This is a genomic window from Allobosea sp. (genome assembly GCF_051860145.1).
Taxonomy (GTDB): Bacteria; Pseudomonadota; Alphaproteobacteria; order Rhizobiales; family Beijerinckiaceae; genus Allobosea.
This window is the reverse complement of record NZ_JBHYEM010000008.1, coordinates 55355-70730: the sequence shown is the minus strand read 5'-3', so window position 1 is coordinate 70730 and position 15376 is coordinate 55355. Positions and strand designations below refer to the sequence as shown.

Annotated in this window: 15 protein-coding genes; 10 read left to right on the top strand and 5 right to left on the bottom strand. The window is 68.5% G+C overall.

The annotated features are described in order from the left end of the window. Positions 1 to 31 precede the first annotated feature (31 nt). The 3 genes from ACTIF2_RS15260 (at position 32) to ACTIF2_RS15250 (ending at position 2322) form a co-directional block, all read left to right on the top strand. Positions 32 to 988, top strand: coding sequence for a polyprenyl synthetase family protein (locus ACTIF2_RS15260; protein WP_439497939.1), 957 nt, complete (start codon positions 32 to 34; stop codon positions 986 to 988). Between the two features lie 116 nt (positions 989 to 1104). Next, positions 1105 to 1569, top strand: a complete 465-nt coding sequence (locus ACTIF2_RS15255) for an Rrf2 family transcriptional regulator (RefSeq protein ID WP_439497938.1) — start codon at positions 1105 to 1107, stop codon at positions 1567 to 1569. Between the two features lie 78 nt (positions 1570 to 1647). Further along, a complete protein-coding gene (locus tag ACTIF2_RS15250; protein WP_439498057.1) occupies positions 1648 to 2322 on the top strand; it encodes a class I SAM-dependent methyltransferase in 675 nt (224 codons plus the stop codon). Here ACTIF2_RS15250 and ACTIF2_RS15245 read toward each other — a convergent pair. From ACTIF2_RS15245 to ACTIF2_RS15235, 3 genes are all read right to left on the bottom strand, one after another. Further along, complete coding sequence (locus ACTIF2_RS15245; protein WP_439497937.1) at positions 2313 to 3590, bottom strand: alkyl sulfatase dimerization domain-containing protein; 1278 nt, start codon at positions 3588 to 3590, stop codon at positions 2313 to 2315. The two genes, ACTIF2_RS15250 and ACTIF2_RS15245, sit on opposite strands and share 10 nt — an antisense overlap. Positions 3591 to 3711: 121 nt before the next feature. Beyond that, positions 3712 to 4962 (bottom strand): histidine kinase, encoded by a 1251-nt coding sequence (locus tag ACTIF2_RS15240; protein ID WP_439497936.1) that lies wholly within the window; start codon positions 4960 to 4962, stop codon positions 3712 to 3714. A 31-nt stretch (positions 4963 to 4993) separates the two neighbouring features. Beyond that, positions 4994 to 6286, bottom strand: coding sequence for an adenylosuccinate synthase (locus ACTIF2_RS15235; protein ID WP_439497935.1), 1293 nt, complete (start codon positions 6284 to 6286; stop codon positions 4994 to 4996). A 260-nt stretch (positions 6287 to 6546) separates the two neighbouring features. On the opposite strand from ACTIF2_RS15235, the gene ACTIF2_RS15230 reads away from it, so the two are divergent. Both ACTIF2_RS15230 and ACTIF2_RS15225 read left to right on the top strand, forming a co-directional pair. Beyond that, positions 6547 to 7116, top strand: a complete 570-nt coding sequence (locus tag ACTIF2_RS15230) for a dihydrofolate reductase family protein (RefSeq protein ID WP_439497934.1) — start codon at positions 6547 to 6549, stop codon at positions 7114 to 7116. A gap of 84 nt (positions 7117 to 7200) precedes the next feature. Further along, entirely contained in the window at positions 7201 to 7779 is a 579-nt protein-coding gene (locus ACTIF2_RS15225) for a tyrosine phosphatase family protein (protein WP_439497933.1), read from the top strand. 276 nt (positions 7780 to 8055) lie between these two features. On the opposite strand, the gene ACTIF2_RS15220 is transcribed toward ACTIF2_RS15225, so the two are convergent. Both ACTIF2_RS15220 and ACTIF2_RS15215 read right to left on the bottom strand, forming a co-directional pair. Then, entirely contained in the window at positions 8056 to 9732 is a 1677-nt protein-coding gene (locus ACTIF2_RS15220) for a mucoidy inhibitor MuiA family protein (RefSeq protein WP_439497932.1), read from the bottom strand. Between the two features lie 97 nt (positions 9733 to 9829). Then, positions 9830 to 10708, bottom strand: coding sequence for a type 1 glutamine amidotransferase (locus ACTIF2_RS15215; protein WP_439497931.1), 879 nt, complete (start codon positions 10706 to 10708; stop codon positions 9830 to 9832). A 128-nt stretch (positions 10709 to 10836) separates the two neighbouring features. Here ACTIF2_RS15215 and ACTIF2_RS15210 point away from each other — a divergent pair, with 128 nt between their 5' ends. From ACTIF2_RS15210 to ACTIF2_RS15190, 5 genes are all read left to right on the top strand, one after another. Next, positions 10837 to 11733: a DMT family transporter gene (locus tag ACTIF2_RS15210; RefSeq protein ID WP_439497930.1), complete on the top strand. Its 897-nt coding sequence runs from the start codon at positions 10837 to 10839 to the stop codon at positions 11731 to 11733. 129 nt (positions 11734 to 11862) lie between these two features. Next, positions 11863 to 12045 carry a periplasmic nitrate reductase, NapE protein gene (gene napE / locus ACTIF2_RS15205; RefSeq protein ID WP_439497929.1) on the top strand — a complete coding sequence of 61 codons (183 nt, stop codon included), beginning with the start codon at positions 11863 to 11865 and terminating at the stop codon, positions 12043 to 12045. 9 nt (positions 12046 to 12054) lie between these two features. Then, positions 12055 to 12402 (top strand): chaperone NapD, encoded by a 348-nt coding sequence (locus tag ACTIF2_RS15200; RefSeq protein WP_439497928.1) that lies wholly within the window; start codon positions 12055 to 12057, stop codon positions 12400 to 12402. Beyond that, entirely contained in the window at positions 12399 to 14900 is a 2502-nt protein-coding gene (gene napA / locus ACTIF2_RS15195) for a periplasmic nitrate reductase subunit alpha (RefSeq protein ID WP_439497927.1), read from the top strand. The genes ACTIF2_RS15200 and napA overlap by 4 nt, the downstream gene beginning before the upstream one ends. Beyond that, on the top strand, positions 14867 to 15370 hold the full coding sequence (locus ACTIF2_RS15190; protein WP_439497926.1) for a nitrate reductase cytochrome c-type subunit: 504 nt from the start codon (positions 14867 to 14869) through the stop codon (positions 15368 to 15370). The genes napA and ACTIF2_RS15190 overlap by 34 nt, the downstream gene beginning before the upstream one ends. Positions 15371 to 15376: the final 6 nt, after the last annotated feature.

Sequence of the window (15376 nt, the reverse complement as noted above, 5' to 3'; positions counted from 1 at the left end):
CCCGCCGGAGTTGCGAACGCGAGATCCGCGCATGAGTTCCGCCGAGACGAACGACGCCTTCGGGACGAACGAGGCCTTGCCGGCAAGGCTGGCGCAGACCGCCGACGCGATCGAGGCCCTGCTGGCGGATCTCCTCGCGCTGGAGCCGCGGGCGGGCGAGATCGCGCGGCCCGAGCGCCTTCTCGCTGCCATGCGGCATGGCGCGCTCGGCGGCGGCAAGCGGCTGCGGCCCTTCCTCACGATCGAGACGGCGCGGCTGTTCGCTGTGGACGAGGCGCAGGCGCTGCGGGCGGGTGCGGGCGTCGAATTGCTGCATTGCTACTCGCTGGTCCATGACGACCTGCCCTCGATGGATGATGACGACCTGCGCCGCGGCCGTCCGACCGTGCACAAGGCCTTCGACGAGGCGACCGCGATCCTGGCCGGCGACGCCTTGCAGGCGCTGGCCTTCGAGGTGTTGGCCGATCCGGCGACGCATGAATCGGGCGCGGTGCGGGCGTCGCTGGTGCTCTGCCTGGCGCGGGCTTCGGGCCTCGGCGGCATGGTCGGCGGCCAGATGCTCGACCTTGCCGCGGAAGGCCGCTTCGAGACCGCGCCGCGGGCGCTGGCCGAAGCCGATATCCGCCGCCTGCAGGCGATGAAGACCGGCGCCTTGCTGGCCGCGAGCGTCGAGATCGGCGCACGGCTCGGCGGGGCCGATGCGGCGGCGCTGGCGGCGCTCGGGCGCTATGGCAGGGCGGTGGGCGCGACCTTCCAGGTCGCCGACGACATCCTCGATGTCGAGGCCAGCGCCGATCAGATGGGCAAGGCGACGGCCAAGGACAGCGACAAGGGCAAGGCGACGCTGATCGGCGCGCTCGGGCTCGACGGCGCCAAGCGCGAGCGCGACAGATTGCGCGACGAGGCGATCGCGGCGCTGTCGGCCTTCGGCGCGGAGGCGGCGATGCTCCGGGCGGCGGCGCGGTTCGCCGCGGCGCGGCGGAGCTAGCGGCGGGCACTAGCCGTCAATGACGAATTATCGGCGCGATGCCGTCATTCCAACCTCGATCCAATCGGCGCGCGTCCCACTTGACCTTCGCCTCATCACGCAACATATGAAGTTGCATGAGACGAGACAGCAGATTGTCGGGCGTGCTCCATGTGCTGCTGCATATGGCGGAGCAACGCCGCCCCGTGACCTCCGAGCTATTGGCCCGGGCGATGGCGACCAATCCGGTGGTGATCCGCAGGATCATGGCCGGGCTGCGCGACCAGGGCTATGTCCGCTCCGAAAAGGGCCATGGCGGGGGCTGGGAGCTGACCTGCGACCTGTCGCAGGTGAGCCTGCGCGACATCTACACGGCGCTCGGCTCGCCATCGCTCCTGGCCATGGGGAACCGGACGGAGGCGCCGGGCTGCCTCGTCGAGCAGACGGTGAATGCTGCCCTCGACCAGGCGTTCGGCGAGGCCGAGGCCCTGCTGCTGGCGCGCTTCGGCGAAGTGACGCTGGCCCGGCTGAGCGCCGATTTCCATGCCCGCCTCGTTGCCCGGGGCGGCAGCCACGATCTGGAGAGCATTCATGCGTCATGACGCCATCATCATCGGCGGCAGCCGGGTCGCCCTGAGCCTGTCAGGCCCGGACCCGCTGGAGCGAATCTCGTGAGCGCAATGCTGGCTCCATTCTCCAACCCAGATGCCGTGGCCCGCTATGCCGAAGGGCCGCCGCGCTTCGTGCCAGGCTTCGCGGACCTGCATCGGATGAGCGCCATCCTGCTTGCGGAGCGCGCATCCGAGGACGCGCGCGTGCTCGTCCTCGGGGCTGGCGGCGGCCTGGAGCTGAAGGCCTTCGCCGCGGCCCAGCCGGGCTGGACATTCGACGGCGTCGACCCGGCTCCCGAAATGCTGAAGCTGGCGGAGCGGACGCTCGGACCGTCGGCCGGGCGCGTGCGCCTGCACGAGGGCTATATAGAGGATGCGCCGGAGGGGCCGTTCGATGCCGCCACCTGCCTTCTGACCCTGCATTTCATGGCGCCCGAGATGCGCCGGCGCACGGCGATGGAGATCCGCCGCCGCCTCAAGCCGGGCGCGCCTTTCGTGGCTGCGCATTCGAGCTTTCCGCAGGATGATGGCGAGCGCGGGCCCTGGCTGTCGCGCTACGCGGCCTTCGCGGTCGCGTCCGGCGCCGAGCGCGATCACGCCGCGCATGCCCGCGCAGCGGTCGAGGCGCATCTTGACCTGCTCAGTCCCGAGCATGACGAGGCGATCCTGCGCGAGGCCGGGTTCTCCGACATCACCCTGTTCTATGCGGCCTTCACCTGGCGGGGGTGGGTCGCCTACGCCTGATCCGTCGCCTTCGCGCGCTGCTCCGCGTCGCGCTGATAGACGGCGAGGAAGGCCTTGCCCATCAGCGAGCTCTCGGCCTCGATGCATCCCTGCAGGACGCGCGCGCGAATGGCCTGGATCTGCCGGGCCTCCGGCGCCGCGGCGCTGGCGAATTCGATGAGATGAGCGGCAAGGCGGGTCTGGCCGGCCGCGGCAAGGGTCGCCGCGCGCTCGGCCAGCTTATCCGCCCCGCCTGCGAGCTGCGCCAGCTCGGCCGCCAGCTCTGCGGTTCTCGCCGGCTTGAGATGCGCGGGATTGCCGTCGAACCACCCGCCATAGAGGTGGTAGATGCCGCGAACGAGGAATTCCGGGTCGTCGTATTTCGGCAGCAGATAGGGTTTCGCCAGATAGCCGGCGGGCACCTTGACGGCGTGCAGCACCTCGTCGAGCGTCGCGCCCCGGTTCATCAAGTCCAGCGTCCGGTTCGTCAGGTGCTCGAGCGCCTCGGCGCCGTCGCGCAGCACCTGGGCCGCCCGGGCTTCGCCAAAAATCACCGGGCCGTGGCCGGGAATCAGGACCCCAGGCTTCAGCTGCTCCATCCGGCGCAGCGCAGCGGCCCAGTCCGGGACATGGCGCTGGACCTTCCGCGGGTTGCCCGCATTGGGGAAGACCCAGATGACGAAGTCTCCGCTCGCCAGGATGCGGCGCTCCGGCAGCCAGACGAAGCTCGCATCGTCCGTTTCGCCACGGCCATGGAAGAGCTCGATCTGTTCGCCGCCGATCGTGAGCGACAGGGTGTCGTCATAGACCTCGTCCGGGCGCCGTTGCCCGATCGGGTAGACATAGCCCGGCTTGTTGAACTGCTGGCCCTGCACGATGCTGTTGAAGCCGTGGGACGCTTCGTAGCGCTCCATCCGGCGCAGCACGTTGCGATGCGCGATGATCCTGGGCCTGGGCACGCCGCGCGCATCGGCCTCGTCGTCGATGGCCCTGATGCCGCTCGTATGGTCGATATGGCCGTGGGTGTAGATCACGGTGTGGATAGGGCCGTCGTCCCAGCCCCGGACAGTGGCAAGGGTCTGGTCGGCGGTGTCGGGCTTGGCGGTGTCGATGAAGACGAGACCGGCGGCCGTGCGGATGACGGTGACGCTGCCGCAGAAATAGGTCGTGTGGACCGTGATCACGTTCTCGGCGACGGAGGTGATGGCGCCGACTGAGACCGCCTCGGTCCATTCCTCCATTTGCGCGCTGCCGTTCCACAGCCGCTCGAACAACGGAGCCTGGTCCATCTGCGTGGTCTCCCTTCAACGGTGCTGCGCTTCTCGCTTAGCACCACAGACGAAGGAGGGAAGCCGTGCTGCCGGCCGTGCTGACAGCGCGTGTCAGCTACGGCTGACGATAGGCGGGCGCCTAGCGCCAGCGCCCGAGCGCGTCGGCGAGCGTCTGGTTGCCGGAGACGCCCTTCTCGAAGGTGATGATGCCGCGCCGGCCCGACGCGAAACGAACCGGGATGTCGACCCAGTTCCGGTTCTGCATCAGGTCGATATTGCGGTCGATCTCGACCGGGTTGTTCGACAGGGCGGAGACGAAGAGATTGTCGCCGAGCGCCGAGCTGATCGCCGAGAGCGGCGCGCCGCGCTCGTTCTCGTCGGCCTTGAACTGCGGCACGCCAACCTCGCGGATCGCGTCGGTCGTGGCGTCGCCGGTACGGGTGAAGCGCAGGCCGATGATATGCGAGGCGGGAAAGGCGCTGTCGGTGTTGCGGCGGATGGTGAAATCGAGCGAGAGGCCGGCATCGGGCACCTCGATCGTGGCGCGCACGATGGTCTCGACCGGGCGGCCCTGGCCGGCGCTCTCGCTGTCGAGCCGCCAGAAGACCCGGCCGTTGACGGCCTGCGGCTGCTGCGGGTTCTCGGGCACCTCGGTATAGAGGATGGCGCGCTGGGCGACCGCGACCTCGCTGCCGGCCGGCGGCTGGGCGGCCGGCGTGCCCGTATTGGGGTTCGTGCGCGGCTGCTGCACCGGAGCGGTCGCGCCGCCTTCGCCGATGCGGTCGCCGAGCTTGCCGGCGGCGTCGGGCTGGGCAGGCTGGGCCGAGGTCTCGACGCGCGGACGCTGCGCGACCTCGGGCGGCTTGATCTTGTTGACGTAATAGGCAGCACCTGCGATCGCCGCGACCGCGATGGCGACGCCGCCGCCGACGATGGCGGTCCGGATATGGCCGGGATCGACGCGCCGCTCGCGCGGCGGCGCGACGCGCGGGCGGACCGGCTGCGTGTCGACGGGTTCGGGCAGCTCGCCCGGCTCATCGTCGAAGCGGGGCCGCTCGGGATCGGTCTCGTCGCGCAGCGTCTCCGCCGGCGGCAATGGTCCGGGAGCGGGCGCCAATGGCGCGGCAGCGCTCTCCGGCGCCGGGCGGATCGTCGTCGTCGCGGGGCGTTCGGCCTCGCCGCCTTCGTAATCGACCTCGACCCGGGCGACGGCCTCGTCGAGCGCCAGGCGCTCGCGCATGATCTCGGCCTCGCCCACCGGCGGGTCGAGGCTGCGCAGCTGCGCGACCAGGGCGGCCTTGGCGCGGTCATAGACCGCGCGGCGCGCCTCGGGCGACTTGTCGGGCAGCCCGGCGATCGCGCGCGCCAGGATGGGATAGAAATCGGCCATTGGCCTCACTTGTCCGTCTTGGGCCGCAGCGTCAACCCTCGAAGGGGTTGTGGACCAGGATTGTGTCGTCGCGCTCGGGGCTGGTCGAGAGCACGGCGACGGTGGCGCCGATCAGTTCCTCGATGCGGCGGACATATTTGATCGCCTGCGCCGGCAGGTCGGCCCAGGAGCGGGCATTCGCGGTCGAGCCCTCCCAGCCCTCGATCACCTCGTAGATCGGCTCGACCCGGGCCTGGTCGCTCTGGCCGGCCGGAAGATGCTCGAGCACGGCGCCGTCGAGGCGGTAGCCGGTGCAGACCTTGATCTCCTTGAAGCCGTCGAGGATGTCGAGCTTGGTCAGCGCGATGCCGTCGATGCCGGAGGTCTTCACGGTCTGGCGCACCAGGCAGGCGTCGAACCAGCCGCAGCGGCGCTTCCTGCCGGTGACGACGCCGAATTCCTTGCCCTTCTGGCCGATCAGCTCGCCGATCTCGTCGAAGAGCTCGGTCGGGAAGGGGCCTTCGCCGACGCGGGTCGTATAGGCCTTGGCGATGCCGAGCACGTAGCCGACCGCCGAGGGGCCGAGGCCCGAGCCGGTCGCGGCCTGGCCGGCGACGATGTTGGAGGAGGTCACGAAGGGATAGGTGCCGTGGTCGACATCGAGCAGCGCGCCTTGCGCGCCCTCGAACAGGATGCGCTTGCCGGCGCGGCGCTCAGTGTCGAGCAGCGCCCAGACCGTGTCGGCATAGGGCAGGACCTCGGCCGCGACCTTGGTGAGCTGGTCGAGCAATTCGGCCCCGTCGACCTCGCCGATGCCGAGCCCGCGGCGCAGCGCGTTGTGATGCGCCAGCAGCCGCTCGATCTTGGCCTTGAGGATCGCGGGATCCTTGAGGTCGATGACGCGAATCGCCCGGCGGCCGACCTTGTCCTCATAGGCGGGGCCGATGCCGCGCTTGGTCGTGCCGATCTTCAGGCCGGCATTGCTGGTCTCGCGGAAATGGTCGAGCTCGCGATGCAGCGGCAGGATCAGGGTGGCGTTGTCGGCGATGCGCAGGTTCTCAGGGCTGATCGCGACGCCCTGGGCGCGCAGCCGCTCGATCTCCTCGACGAGGTGCCAGGGATCGACGACGACGCCATTGCCGATGACCGAGAGCTTGCCGGGGCGCACGATGCCCGAGGGCAGCAGCGAGAGCTTGTAGACGACGCCGTCGATGACGAGCGTATGGCCGGCATTATGGCCGCCCTGGAAGCGCACCACCACGTCGGCCTGGCTCGACAGCCAGTCGACGATCTTGCCCTTGCCCTCGTCGCCCCACTGGGCGCCGACCACCACCACATTCGCCATCGCTTCGCTTTCCTGCGTGTCTCGCGCAAGCGCCGCGCACATGAAAAACCCCGGCGCAAGGCCGGGGTTTCGGGGCAGGTCCTTGCAAGCCCTCATGGGCCAACAATGCGGCGAGGTCAAGATTGGGCTTCGCCGGCCGAGCCGATGACGGCTGCGTGCGGGCCTTCAATAAAATCCACCGGGCCTGTCGATTCCGCGCCGCGCCGCTCGACGTGAAGGCAGAGCGGGGCTGATCCCGCCGTCCTGCCCAGGAGAAAACCATGCCGAGGAAGCTTGTCGTCACGCAATATATCTCGCTCGACGGAGTGATCGAGGATCCGGTCGGGATGGAGGGCTCCGGCCTCGGCGACTGGACGGGCCCGTTCTCGCGCGGACCGGAGGGAGATCGGCTCAAGCTCGAGGAGCTCCTGGCCGCCGATGCGTTCCTGCTCGGGCGCAACACCTACGAGGCCTTCGCGGCGGTCTGGCCGCTGGTCACGGACGGTCCCTTCGCGGGCCGGATCAATGCGCTGCCGAAGCATGTCGCCTCGACTACGCTGACCAAGGCCGACTGGGCCAATACGACGATCCTCGGCGGCGACGCGCTGGCCGCGATTGCGGAATTGAAGCGCCAGCCCGGCGGCGACATCCTGGTCTATGGCAGCCTGAAGCTCGTCCATGGCCTGCAGCGCGTCGGACTCGTTGATGCCTATAACCTGATGGTCTATCCGGTCGCGCTCGGCGCCGGCGGCCGGCTCTTCGCGGAGGGCGCGCGCAGCGATTTGGCGCTTGCCGAGGCGAAGACGCTGGGCGACGGCATCCAGTGGCTGCGCTATGCGGTGCGGCGCTGAAAGGCGGGCGGCCCGGCGGCATTGGCGCTTGTGGCGTAGCGCCGGCGGCGCTACTGCGCGCCGTCAGCACCAGCGAGGTTCCGCATGCAGCCCATCGCCATCTCGACGCTCACCATTTGCGGGATCGAGGAATTGCCGGCCCAAAGCGGGCGCAGGGTCAGCCATGTCCTGTCCTTGCTCGATCCCGACTGGCCGGAGCTCGAATCCTTCGTCGCCTATGACGCGCATGAGCGCGTGACGCTGCGCTTCCACGATATCATCGCGCCCCAACCCGGCCGCGTGCATCCGACGCAGGAGCATGTCGCCGCCATCCTCGCCTTCGGCTCAGGCCTGCGCGATTCGGCGCTGCAGCGGCAGCAGGGCCATCTGTTGGTGCATTGCCATATGGGCATCTCGCGCTCGACCGCGGCGATGCTGACGCTGATCGCGCAGGTGCATGCCGATGAAGATGACGACCGGCTGTTCGAGCGCCTGCGCGAGATTCGCCCGCAGGCCTGGCCGAATTCGGTGATGATCGGCTTTGCCGATGCGCAGCTCGGCCGCGGCGGCCGGCTCAGCGCGGCGCTCGGCCGGCATTACGCCCATCAGCTCAGGGCGCAGCCGAACTATGTCGACTGGATGACCCGGCTCGGCCGTGGCGCCGAGCTCGCCATGGCCGGCTGAGTCGCGCCTCGTTATTGCGAGGAGGCATAGCCGACGAAGCAATCCAGGGCAGAGCGCGCGAGGCTGGATTGCTTCGCTGCGCTCGCAATGACGGTTCCGGTCGCTGCCAATGCATGCCGTCTTCAAATCGAAACGCGCGTCATCCCGGACGCAGCGAAGCGTAGCTCCGGGATCCATCATAGAGCACCGGAGCCTTACGATGGATCCCGGAACTGCGCCGCTGACGCGGCTTGTCCGGGATGACGGAGTTCCAATCCCGTCAGATCACAGCACGCTCTAATGCAGCGGCTGCTGCTCGTAATTCAGCTCGCGGTCGCCCGGCCATTTGATCCGGTAGGCGAGCTTGATCTCCTTCTCGGCTCCGGGCGCGAGATCGAAGGTCCAGGCCGAGACGCCGCGCTTGCCGCCGGGCTGCTTCTCGGTCGGCGGGGTGGTCTGCGGCAGCATCTCGACCGTGATTGCGGCATTCTCGGAGAAGGGCACCCGGTCGGTCACGGTGACGTTGACCGACTGGGCGTGCAGGCTCTTCACCACCGTCCTGAACTCGCGCAGGTCGGTGCGGGTCTGGCCGACCCAGCTCGGCTCGCTCTCGCGCCGGCGCACCGGCACGCGGCTGATCTTGAGCTTGTCGTCGGCGCCGAAGCCGAGCTCGACCTTGTCGCCGGGCGCGACCAGCGCCAGGCGGCCGCGCCCGATATAGGCGCCGTCGCGATGCAGGAAGACCTCGCCGGGCAGAAGCGGCGCCTCGTCCTCATGGTTGAAGACGGCCTCGAGATAGGCTTTCTGCTCCAGCTCGGGCGTGACGCGGGCCGAGAGCGTCGGGCTGACCGTGCCCTGCGACAGGACGACAGCCTTGGAGGCGCCGTTCTGCGGCACCGAGACACGGCCGGGCACGGTGAAGCTGGCCTGATAGGTGCCGGCCTCGAGCTGTGCCGTCTGGACCTCGGCCGGCCGCGGTTCGGGAATCCTGCGCGCCGTGTCGGCCTGCATCTCGGCCTCGGCCTTGGCTCTCGCTGCGGCCATGGGCGACGGCGCGGCGCCGAGCCGCGGGCGGCTCTCATAGACGCTCGGCGGTTCGAAGAAGGCGACCTGGACGGGCGTCAGCTCCGGCGCCCGCGTGCCGCCGGCAGAGCGCGTTGTCGAGAGCGTCACCGTGACATCGCTCCAGTCCTCGCCGGTGCGCTGGCGCAGTTCGGCGCGGCGGATGAAGACGATTTCGGGTTTCGCGGCGGTGCTGCCGGTCGCCAGCCTGGCCTCGTAGCTCGGCAGCCAGTTCGCGCCGGTGACGCGATAGCTCACGGCGAATTCCGCGGCGAGCGGCGCCTGCGCCTCGACCGCGATGGCGACGTCGCGCTTGGGCGGGCTGCCGCGCCCGGCCGGCAGGCGGGTCCGCTCCAGGGATTCGATCTCGGCCGTGAGATCGGCAATCTTGTTGCGCAGGCCGCGCAGCTCGTCATTGACCTTGACCAGCGCCGTGCCGATCGCGTCGAACACGGCCGGCCAGTCGCTGATCGGCAAGGCCTTGCCATCGGGCCCGAGCTTGTCGGGGCCGGTCTGGGCGAAGCGTTCGATCGTGGCGCGCTTGGCTTCGATCGCGCCGATCTGGCCGTCGAGCATGGCCTTCTGGTCGCGCAGGGTCTTGAGCTTGGCCTCGACCACGGCATCGAGCCCTTGCTTCGCGTCGCCGGGCGTCAGCCGGACATCGACCGCCCCGATCGCAAGCGCGCCGCTACCCTTGCCCTCGACGCGGATCGAGGCCGGATCGACCGCCGCGGGGAGCCCGCGCAGCACGATCTGGGAGGCGCCCTGCATCAGCTCGGCCTTGCCGAGGCGGGTGACCACGGCGCCGTCGGGATAGACGGTGACGCGGTCGATGCGCGTCGGCAGTTCGATCTCGCTGGCGCTGGCGAGTCCGGGCGCGAAGATCAGGGCGGCGGCAAGTCGGCTTTTCATCAGGCATTCCCCCGGCAAATCAAGACCGGCGGATTGACGTGGCGGAATTCGGCGCGGCCAAGGCGGAATTGGGCCGGAATGCAGAAACCGGACAGTTTCAGGCGCGGCCGCGCAGGCTCACATGCGGCTTGACGCGGGCCGCGATGAAATTGCGCAATTCGAGGACGCGGCGCTCCTCGTCCAGAACCTCCTCGTCGAGCCCATGGGCCCAGGCGAGGTCGTGGCGGGCGGGGTCGGCGTCGAGCGCGCGGATCTCGGCGAGCCAGCTCTCGACGGCGGCCTCGTCGCGCCGGAAGCCCTCGGCGACCAGGATCGTGGTCATGCGCCCGAGGATCGAGGCGACCTGCCCGAGCGGGAATTCGGGATGATACTGCACGCCCCAGAAGGTGCCGCCGTCATGGCGGAATTCGGCGGCGTGGACGGTGCTGTAGGCATTCGAGGCGAGCACCGTGGTATCGGCCGGCGGCAACGCGATCGTGTCGAGATGGATCGCCGGCGCGTCGAAGGAGAGCGGGCGGCCGGCGAGAAGCGGGTGCGAGCGCCCGGCATCGGTCAGCGTGATCCTGCGGGCGAAGCCGACCTCACGGCCCCTGGGATTGGCGACGACGGTGCCGCCGGCCGCGACCGCGCCGACCTGGACGCCCCAGCACGAGCCGAAGCAGGGCGTGCCGCTGGCATAGATCGCGCGCATCAGCTCGATCTGCCGCGTCACCTCCGGCTCGAGATGGTAGATATGCAGGGCCGAGCCGGTCAGGAAGATGCCGTCATAGGAGGCGAGGCCCGCCCCGTCCGGCAGGTTCGTGCCGGCATCGGCCGGCAGGCAGATATCGGTGATGGCGTCGGGGGCGATGGCGCGCACCACCTCGGCATAGGCCTCTCCCGGCTGCGAGCCGTAGCCGGCGGCGTGGCTCTCGCGCTGCTCGCGGGTGTTGCCGTCGACGACGAGCAGGCGCAGGGGCTTCGAGACATGCAGCATGGGCGAGCTTCCGGGAGGGATGCGTCGGGCGACGGGCAGCCTTGCGCCTCATCTCATAGGATATGAGGCGCGTGCAAGGCTATTGAGGCGCACTCCCTCCCGCACAGGCCGCAACCTTGTCCCCAGCCATGTCCCTGCCACAGCGAGCCTGGGCCAATGCCTATCTGCTGCTGATCCTGACGACCCTGATGTGGGGCGGCAATGCCGTCGCCAGCCGCATGGCCGTCGGGCATATCTCGCCGATGGCGCTGACCTCGCTGCGCTGGGTCTTCGTCTGCGCGCTGCTGCCTTTTCTGCTGCGGCGCGAGCTCAGGCAATACGCGCCGGTGCTGCTGGCGCATCGCTGGCGGATCATCCTGCTGGGCGCGCTCGGCTTCACCGCCTTCAACGCGCTGATGTATCTGGCGGCCTATTCGACCACTGCGATCAATATCGGCATCCTTCAGGGCTCGATCCCGGTCTATGTGCTGATCGGCGCCTTCCTCATCTATCGCACGCCGATCGGCTGGATGCAGGCGCTCGGCGTCGCGGTCACCATCCTCGGCGTGCTGGTCACGGCGAGCCGCGGCGATGTCGCCACCTTGGCCAATTTCAGCTTCGTGCCGGGCGATATCTGGATGATCATCGGCTGCGTTTTCTATGCCGGCTTCACGGTCGGCATCCGCAACCGGCCGGCGGTTCCCGGGCTGGTCTTCTTCACCGCGATGGCGATCGTCGCCTGCATCGTCTCGCTGCCGCTGCTGGGGCTCGAGATCTGGAGCGGCAGCATCATCTGGCCGACGGCCAAGGGCTGGCTGATCCTGGCCTTCGTCGTGATCGGGCCGTCGCTGCTCTCGCAGCTCTTCTTCATGCGCGCGGTCGAGCTGATCGGGCCGGGGCGGGCGGGCGTCTTCGTCAATCTCGTGCCGGTCTTCGCGCCGCTGCTCGCCGTGCTGATCATCGGCGAGCAGCTCGCGCTCTATCATGGCCTGGCGCTGGTGCTGGTGCTCGGCGGCATCTGGATCGCCGAGCGGAAGCTTCGCTGAGACCAGCACGACGAACGGCAGCGATGTCGAACGGCTGGACAGTGCCACGCCGGCGTCTTACTCTCGTTAGAATAGATAAAATAAAGCAGACTCGCACATCGGTTGAACCCTTGATCGGGAGCCGTCTTGATGTCGGACGAGTTCAATACGGATCTTGTGGCGGAGCCGCCGAGCAAACGTGAGGAAATCGTCGCGTTCGTCACACTTGCCGTCCTGATCTGGCCGGTCATCGCCGTCGGGATCGTCGGCGGCTTCGGCTTCCTGATCTGGATGTCGCAATTGCTCCTCGGCCCGCCAGGCCCACCGCGTTGAGGGCCGGCGATGCGAACCGTCAAGCGCGAGATCGACAGACGTGAGTTCCTGACCGGCGGTGCCGGAGGGCAACCCGGCGCCGCGCCGCCGCGTCCGCAGCGCTTCTTCCATATTTCGAGCGCGGTCGTCACGGCCCGGCCGGAGCGCTGCGCCGAGATCGCGCGCCAGATCGCCTTGCTGCCGGGCACCGAGGTCCGCGCGGTCGAGCACACCAAGATCGTCGCGGTCATGGAAGGCGAGAGCAGCGGCGAGATCGGAAGCCGGCTCACGACCATCGCGCTGATGGACGGCGTGTTCTCGGCCAACATGGTGTTCGAGCAGATCGAACCCCTCGACGACCCCGGAGACGAGAGATGACGCTGTCCCGTCGCGAGATGCTCAAGGCTCAGGCGGCGGGAATTGCCGCGCTGGCGGCCAATATCGGCGGGGAGGCGGCGGCGCAGCCTGTCACTGGGGGCGTCGATGCGCTGAAGATCTCCTGGTCGAAGGCGCCGTGCCGGTTCTGCGGCACCGGCTGCGGCGTCATGGTCGGCGTCAAGGAGGGCCGGGTGATCGCGACCCATGGCGACATGAAGGCCGAGGTCAATCGCGGCCTGAACTGCGTCAAGGGCTATTTCCTTTCCAAGATCATGTATGGCGCCGACCGGCTGACCCAGCCTTTGCTGCGCAAGAAGAACGGCGCCTATGCCAAGGACGGCGAGTTCACGCCCGTCTCCTGGGCCGAGGCCTTCGACACCATGGCCGCGCAGGCCAAGCGCGTCCTGAAGGAGAAGGGGCCGACCGCGCTCGGCATGTTCGGCTCCGGCCAATGGACGATCTTCGAGGGCTATGCCGCGACCAAGCTGATGCGCGCCGGCTTCCGCTCGAACAATCTCGATCCGAACGCCCGCCACTGCATGGCCTCGGCCGCCTATGCCTTCATGCGGACCTTCGGCATGGACGAGCCGATGGGCTGCTATGACGATTTCGAGGCCACCGACGCCTTCGTGCTCTGGGGCTCGAACATGGCCGAGATGCACCCGATCCTGTGGACGCGGGTGGCGGACCGGCGGCTCGGGCATCCGCATGTCAAGGTCGCGGTGCTCTCGACCTTCACGCATCGCAGCTCGGATCTCGCCGACATCCCGATCGTGTTCAAGCCGGGCACGGACCTGGCGATCCTGAACTACATCGCCAACCACATCATCTCGACGGGGCGGGTGAACAAGGATTTCGTCGACAAGCACACCACCTTCGTGAAGGGGGCGACCGAGATCGGCTACGGTTTGCGGCCCGACGATCCGCGCGAGGTCGCGGCGAAGAAGGCGGCCGATCCGGCGGCGACGACGCCGATCGATTTCGAGGCCTTCGCCGCCTTCGTGAAGGACTACACGCTGGAGAAGGTCTCGGCCCTGACCGGGGTCGAGAGGGGCTTCCTGCAGCAGCTCGCCGAGCTCTATGCCGATCCCAAGCGCAAGGTCGTCTCGCTCTGGACGATGGGCTTCAACCAGCATGTGCGCGGCGTCTGGGCCAACCAGATGGTCTACAACCTGCACCTGCTGACCGGGAAAATCTCCGAGCCCGGCAACAGCCCGTTCTCGCTGACCGGCCAGCCCTCCGCCTGCGGCACGGCGCGCGAGGTCGGCACCTTCACGCACCGCCTGCCGGCGGACATGACGGTGACCAATCCCGAGCACCGCAAGCATGCCGAGGAGATCTGGCGCATCCCCCACGGCATCATCCCGGAGAAGCCGGGCTACCATGCCGTCGAGCAGGACCGCATGCTCAAGGACGGCAAGCTCAATTTCTACTGGATCCAGGTCAACAACAACCTGCAGGCCTCGCCCAACAACACCGGCGAGGCCTATCCGGGCTATCGCAACCCGGAGAATTTCATCGTCGTCTCCGACGCCTATCCGACCGTCACCGCGGTGGCGGCCGATCTCATCCTGCCCGCCGCGATGTGGGTCGAGAAGGAAGGCGCCTACGGCAATGCCGAGCGCCGCACCCATGTCTGGCACCAGCTCGTGCAGGCGCCGGGCGAGGCCCGCTCTGACCTCTGGCAAATGATGGAGTTCTCGAAGCGCTTCACCACCGACGAGGTCTGGCCGGCGGAGCTCCTCGCCGCCAATCCCAATTTCCGCGGCAAGACCCTGTTCGACGTGCTCTACCGCAACGGCCATGTCGACCGCTTCGACCTGAGCGAGATCGATGCCGGCTACGACAATGTCGAGGCCAAGCATTTCGGCTTCTATGTCCAGAAGGGGCTGTTCGAGGAATATGCCTCGTTCGGGCGCGGCCATGGCCATGATCTGGCGCCCTACGACACCTATCACCAGGTCCGCGGGCTGCGCTGGCCGGTGGTCGACGGCAAGGAGACGCTCTGGCGCTATCGCGAGGGGCTCGACCCTTACGTGAAGCCCGGCAAGGGCGTCGAGTTCTACGGCAATCCCGACGGCAAGGCGCGGATCATCGCCGTGCCCTATGAGCCACCGGCGGAATCGCCCGACGGCGAGTACGATTTCTGGCTGGTCACCGGCCGCGTGCTCGAGCACTGGCATTCGGGCTCGATGACCATGCGCGTGCCGGAGCTCTACAAGGCCTTCCCCGGCGCGCGCTGCTTCATGCATCCGGAGGACGCGCGTGCCCGCGGGCTGAACCAGGGCGCCGAGATCAGGATCATTTCGCGGCGCGGAGAGATGCGCACTCGCGTCGAGACGCGCGGCCGCAACCGCATGCCGCCGGGCGTGATCTTCGTGCCCTGGTTCGACGCGAGCCAGCTGATCAACAAGGTGACGCTGGACGCCACCGATCCGATCTCCAAACAGACGGATTTCAAGAAATGCGCGGTCAAGATCCTGCCGGTCTCTGTCTGATGCGCTGGCGGACCCTCCTCGGGGCCGTATTCGCGGGCTGCCTCGTGCTGGCCTTCGGCGCGGCCCTGTCGCAGGACGGGGCGCCGGTGAAGATCGTGCCGCGGCTCACCGGCACGCCCGAGCCCATGGCGCTGGAGCGGGTTCCGGCGCTCGGCCGGCCGGTCGTCGACGACGTCAGGCGCATGCGCAACTACCCGGAGCAGCCGCCGGTCATCCCGCATTCGATCGACGGCTATCAGCTGACGGTCAACACCAACCGCTGCATGGATTGTCACAAGCGCGAGTTCACCGAAGGCTCCGGAGCGCCGATGATCAGCGTCACGCATTTCCAGGACCGGGACGGGCAGGTGCTCTCCGACGTCACGCCGCGGCGCTATTTCTGCACCGCCTGCCATGTCCAGCAGACGGACGTGCCGCCGCTCGTGCCGAACCAGTTCCAGGACGCCAATGATGTCGGGCGGAAGCCCTAGCGGGAT

Bases quoted from the DNA above. Each gene is read 5' to 3' on its own strand.
- ACTIF2_RS15260 (WP_439497939.1), top strand. From the start codon at position 32: ATGAGTTCCGCCGAGACGAACGACGCCTTCGGGACGAACGAGGCCTTG.
- ACTIF2_RS15255 (WP_439497938.1), top strand. From the start codon at position 1,105: ATGAGACGAGACAGCAGATTGTCGGGCGTGCTCCATGTGCTGCTGCAT.
- ACTIF2_RS15250 (WP_439498057.1), top strand. From the start codon at position 1,648: ATGCTGGCTCCATTCTCCAACCCAGATGCCGTGGCCCGCTATGCCGAA.
- ACTIF2_RS15245 (WP_439497937.1), bottom strand. From the start codon at position 3,590: ATGGACCAGGCTCCGTTGTTCGAGCGGCTGTGGAACGGCAGCGCGCAA.
- ACTIF2_RS15240 (WP_439497936.1), bottom strand. From the start codon at position 4,962: ATGGCCGATTTCTATCCCATCCTGGCGCGCGCGATCGCCGGGCTGCCC.
- ACTIF2_RS15235 (WP_439497935.1), bottom strand. From the start codon at position 6,286: ATGGCGAATGTGGTGGTGGTCGGCGCCCAGTGGGGCGACGAGGGCAAG.
- ACTIF2_RS15230 (WP_439497934.1), top strand. From the start codon at position 6,547: ATGCCGAGGAAGCTTGTCGTCACGCAATATATCTCGCTCGACGGAGTG.
- ACTIF2_RS15225 (WP_439497933.1), top strand. From the start codon at position 7,201: ATGCAGCCCATCGCCATCTCGACGCTCACCATTTGCGGGATCGAGGAA.
- ACTIF2_RS15220 (WP_439497932.1), bottom strand. From the start codon at position 9,732: ATGAAAAGCCGACTTGCCGCCGCCCTGATCTTCGCGCCCGGACTCGCC.
- ACTIF2_RS15215 (WP_439497931.1), bottom strand. From the start codon at position 10,708: ATGCTGCATGTCTCGAAGCCCCTGCGCCTGCTCGTCGTCGACGGCAAC.
- ACTIF2_RS15210 (WP_439497930.1), top strand. From the start codon at position 10,837: ATGTCCCTGCCACAGCGAGCCTGGGCCAATGCCTATCTGCTGCTGATC.
- napE (WP_439497929.1), top strand. From the start codon at position 11,863: ATGTCGGACGAGTTCAATACGGATCTTGTGGCGGAGCCGCCGAGCAAA.
- ACTIF2_RS15200 (WP_439497928.1), top strand. From the start codon at position 12,055: ATGCGAACCGTCAAGCGCGAGATCGACAGACGTGAGTTCCTGACCGGC.
- napA (WP_439497927.1), top strand. From the start codon at position 12,399: ATGACGCTGTCCCGTCGCGAGATGCTCAAGGCTCAGGCGGCGGGAATT.
- ACTIF2_RS15190 (WP_439497926.1), top strand. From the start codon at position 14,867: ATGCGCGGTCAAGATCCTGCCGGTCTCTGTCTGATGCGCTGGCGGACC.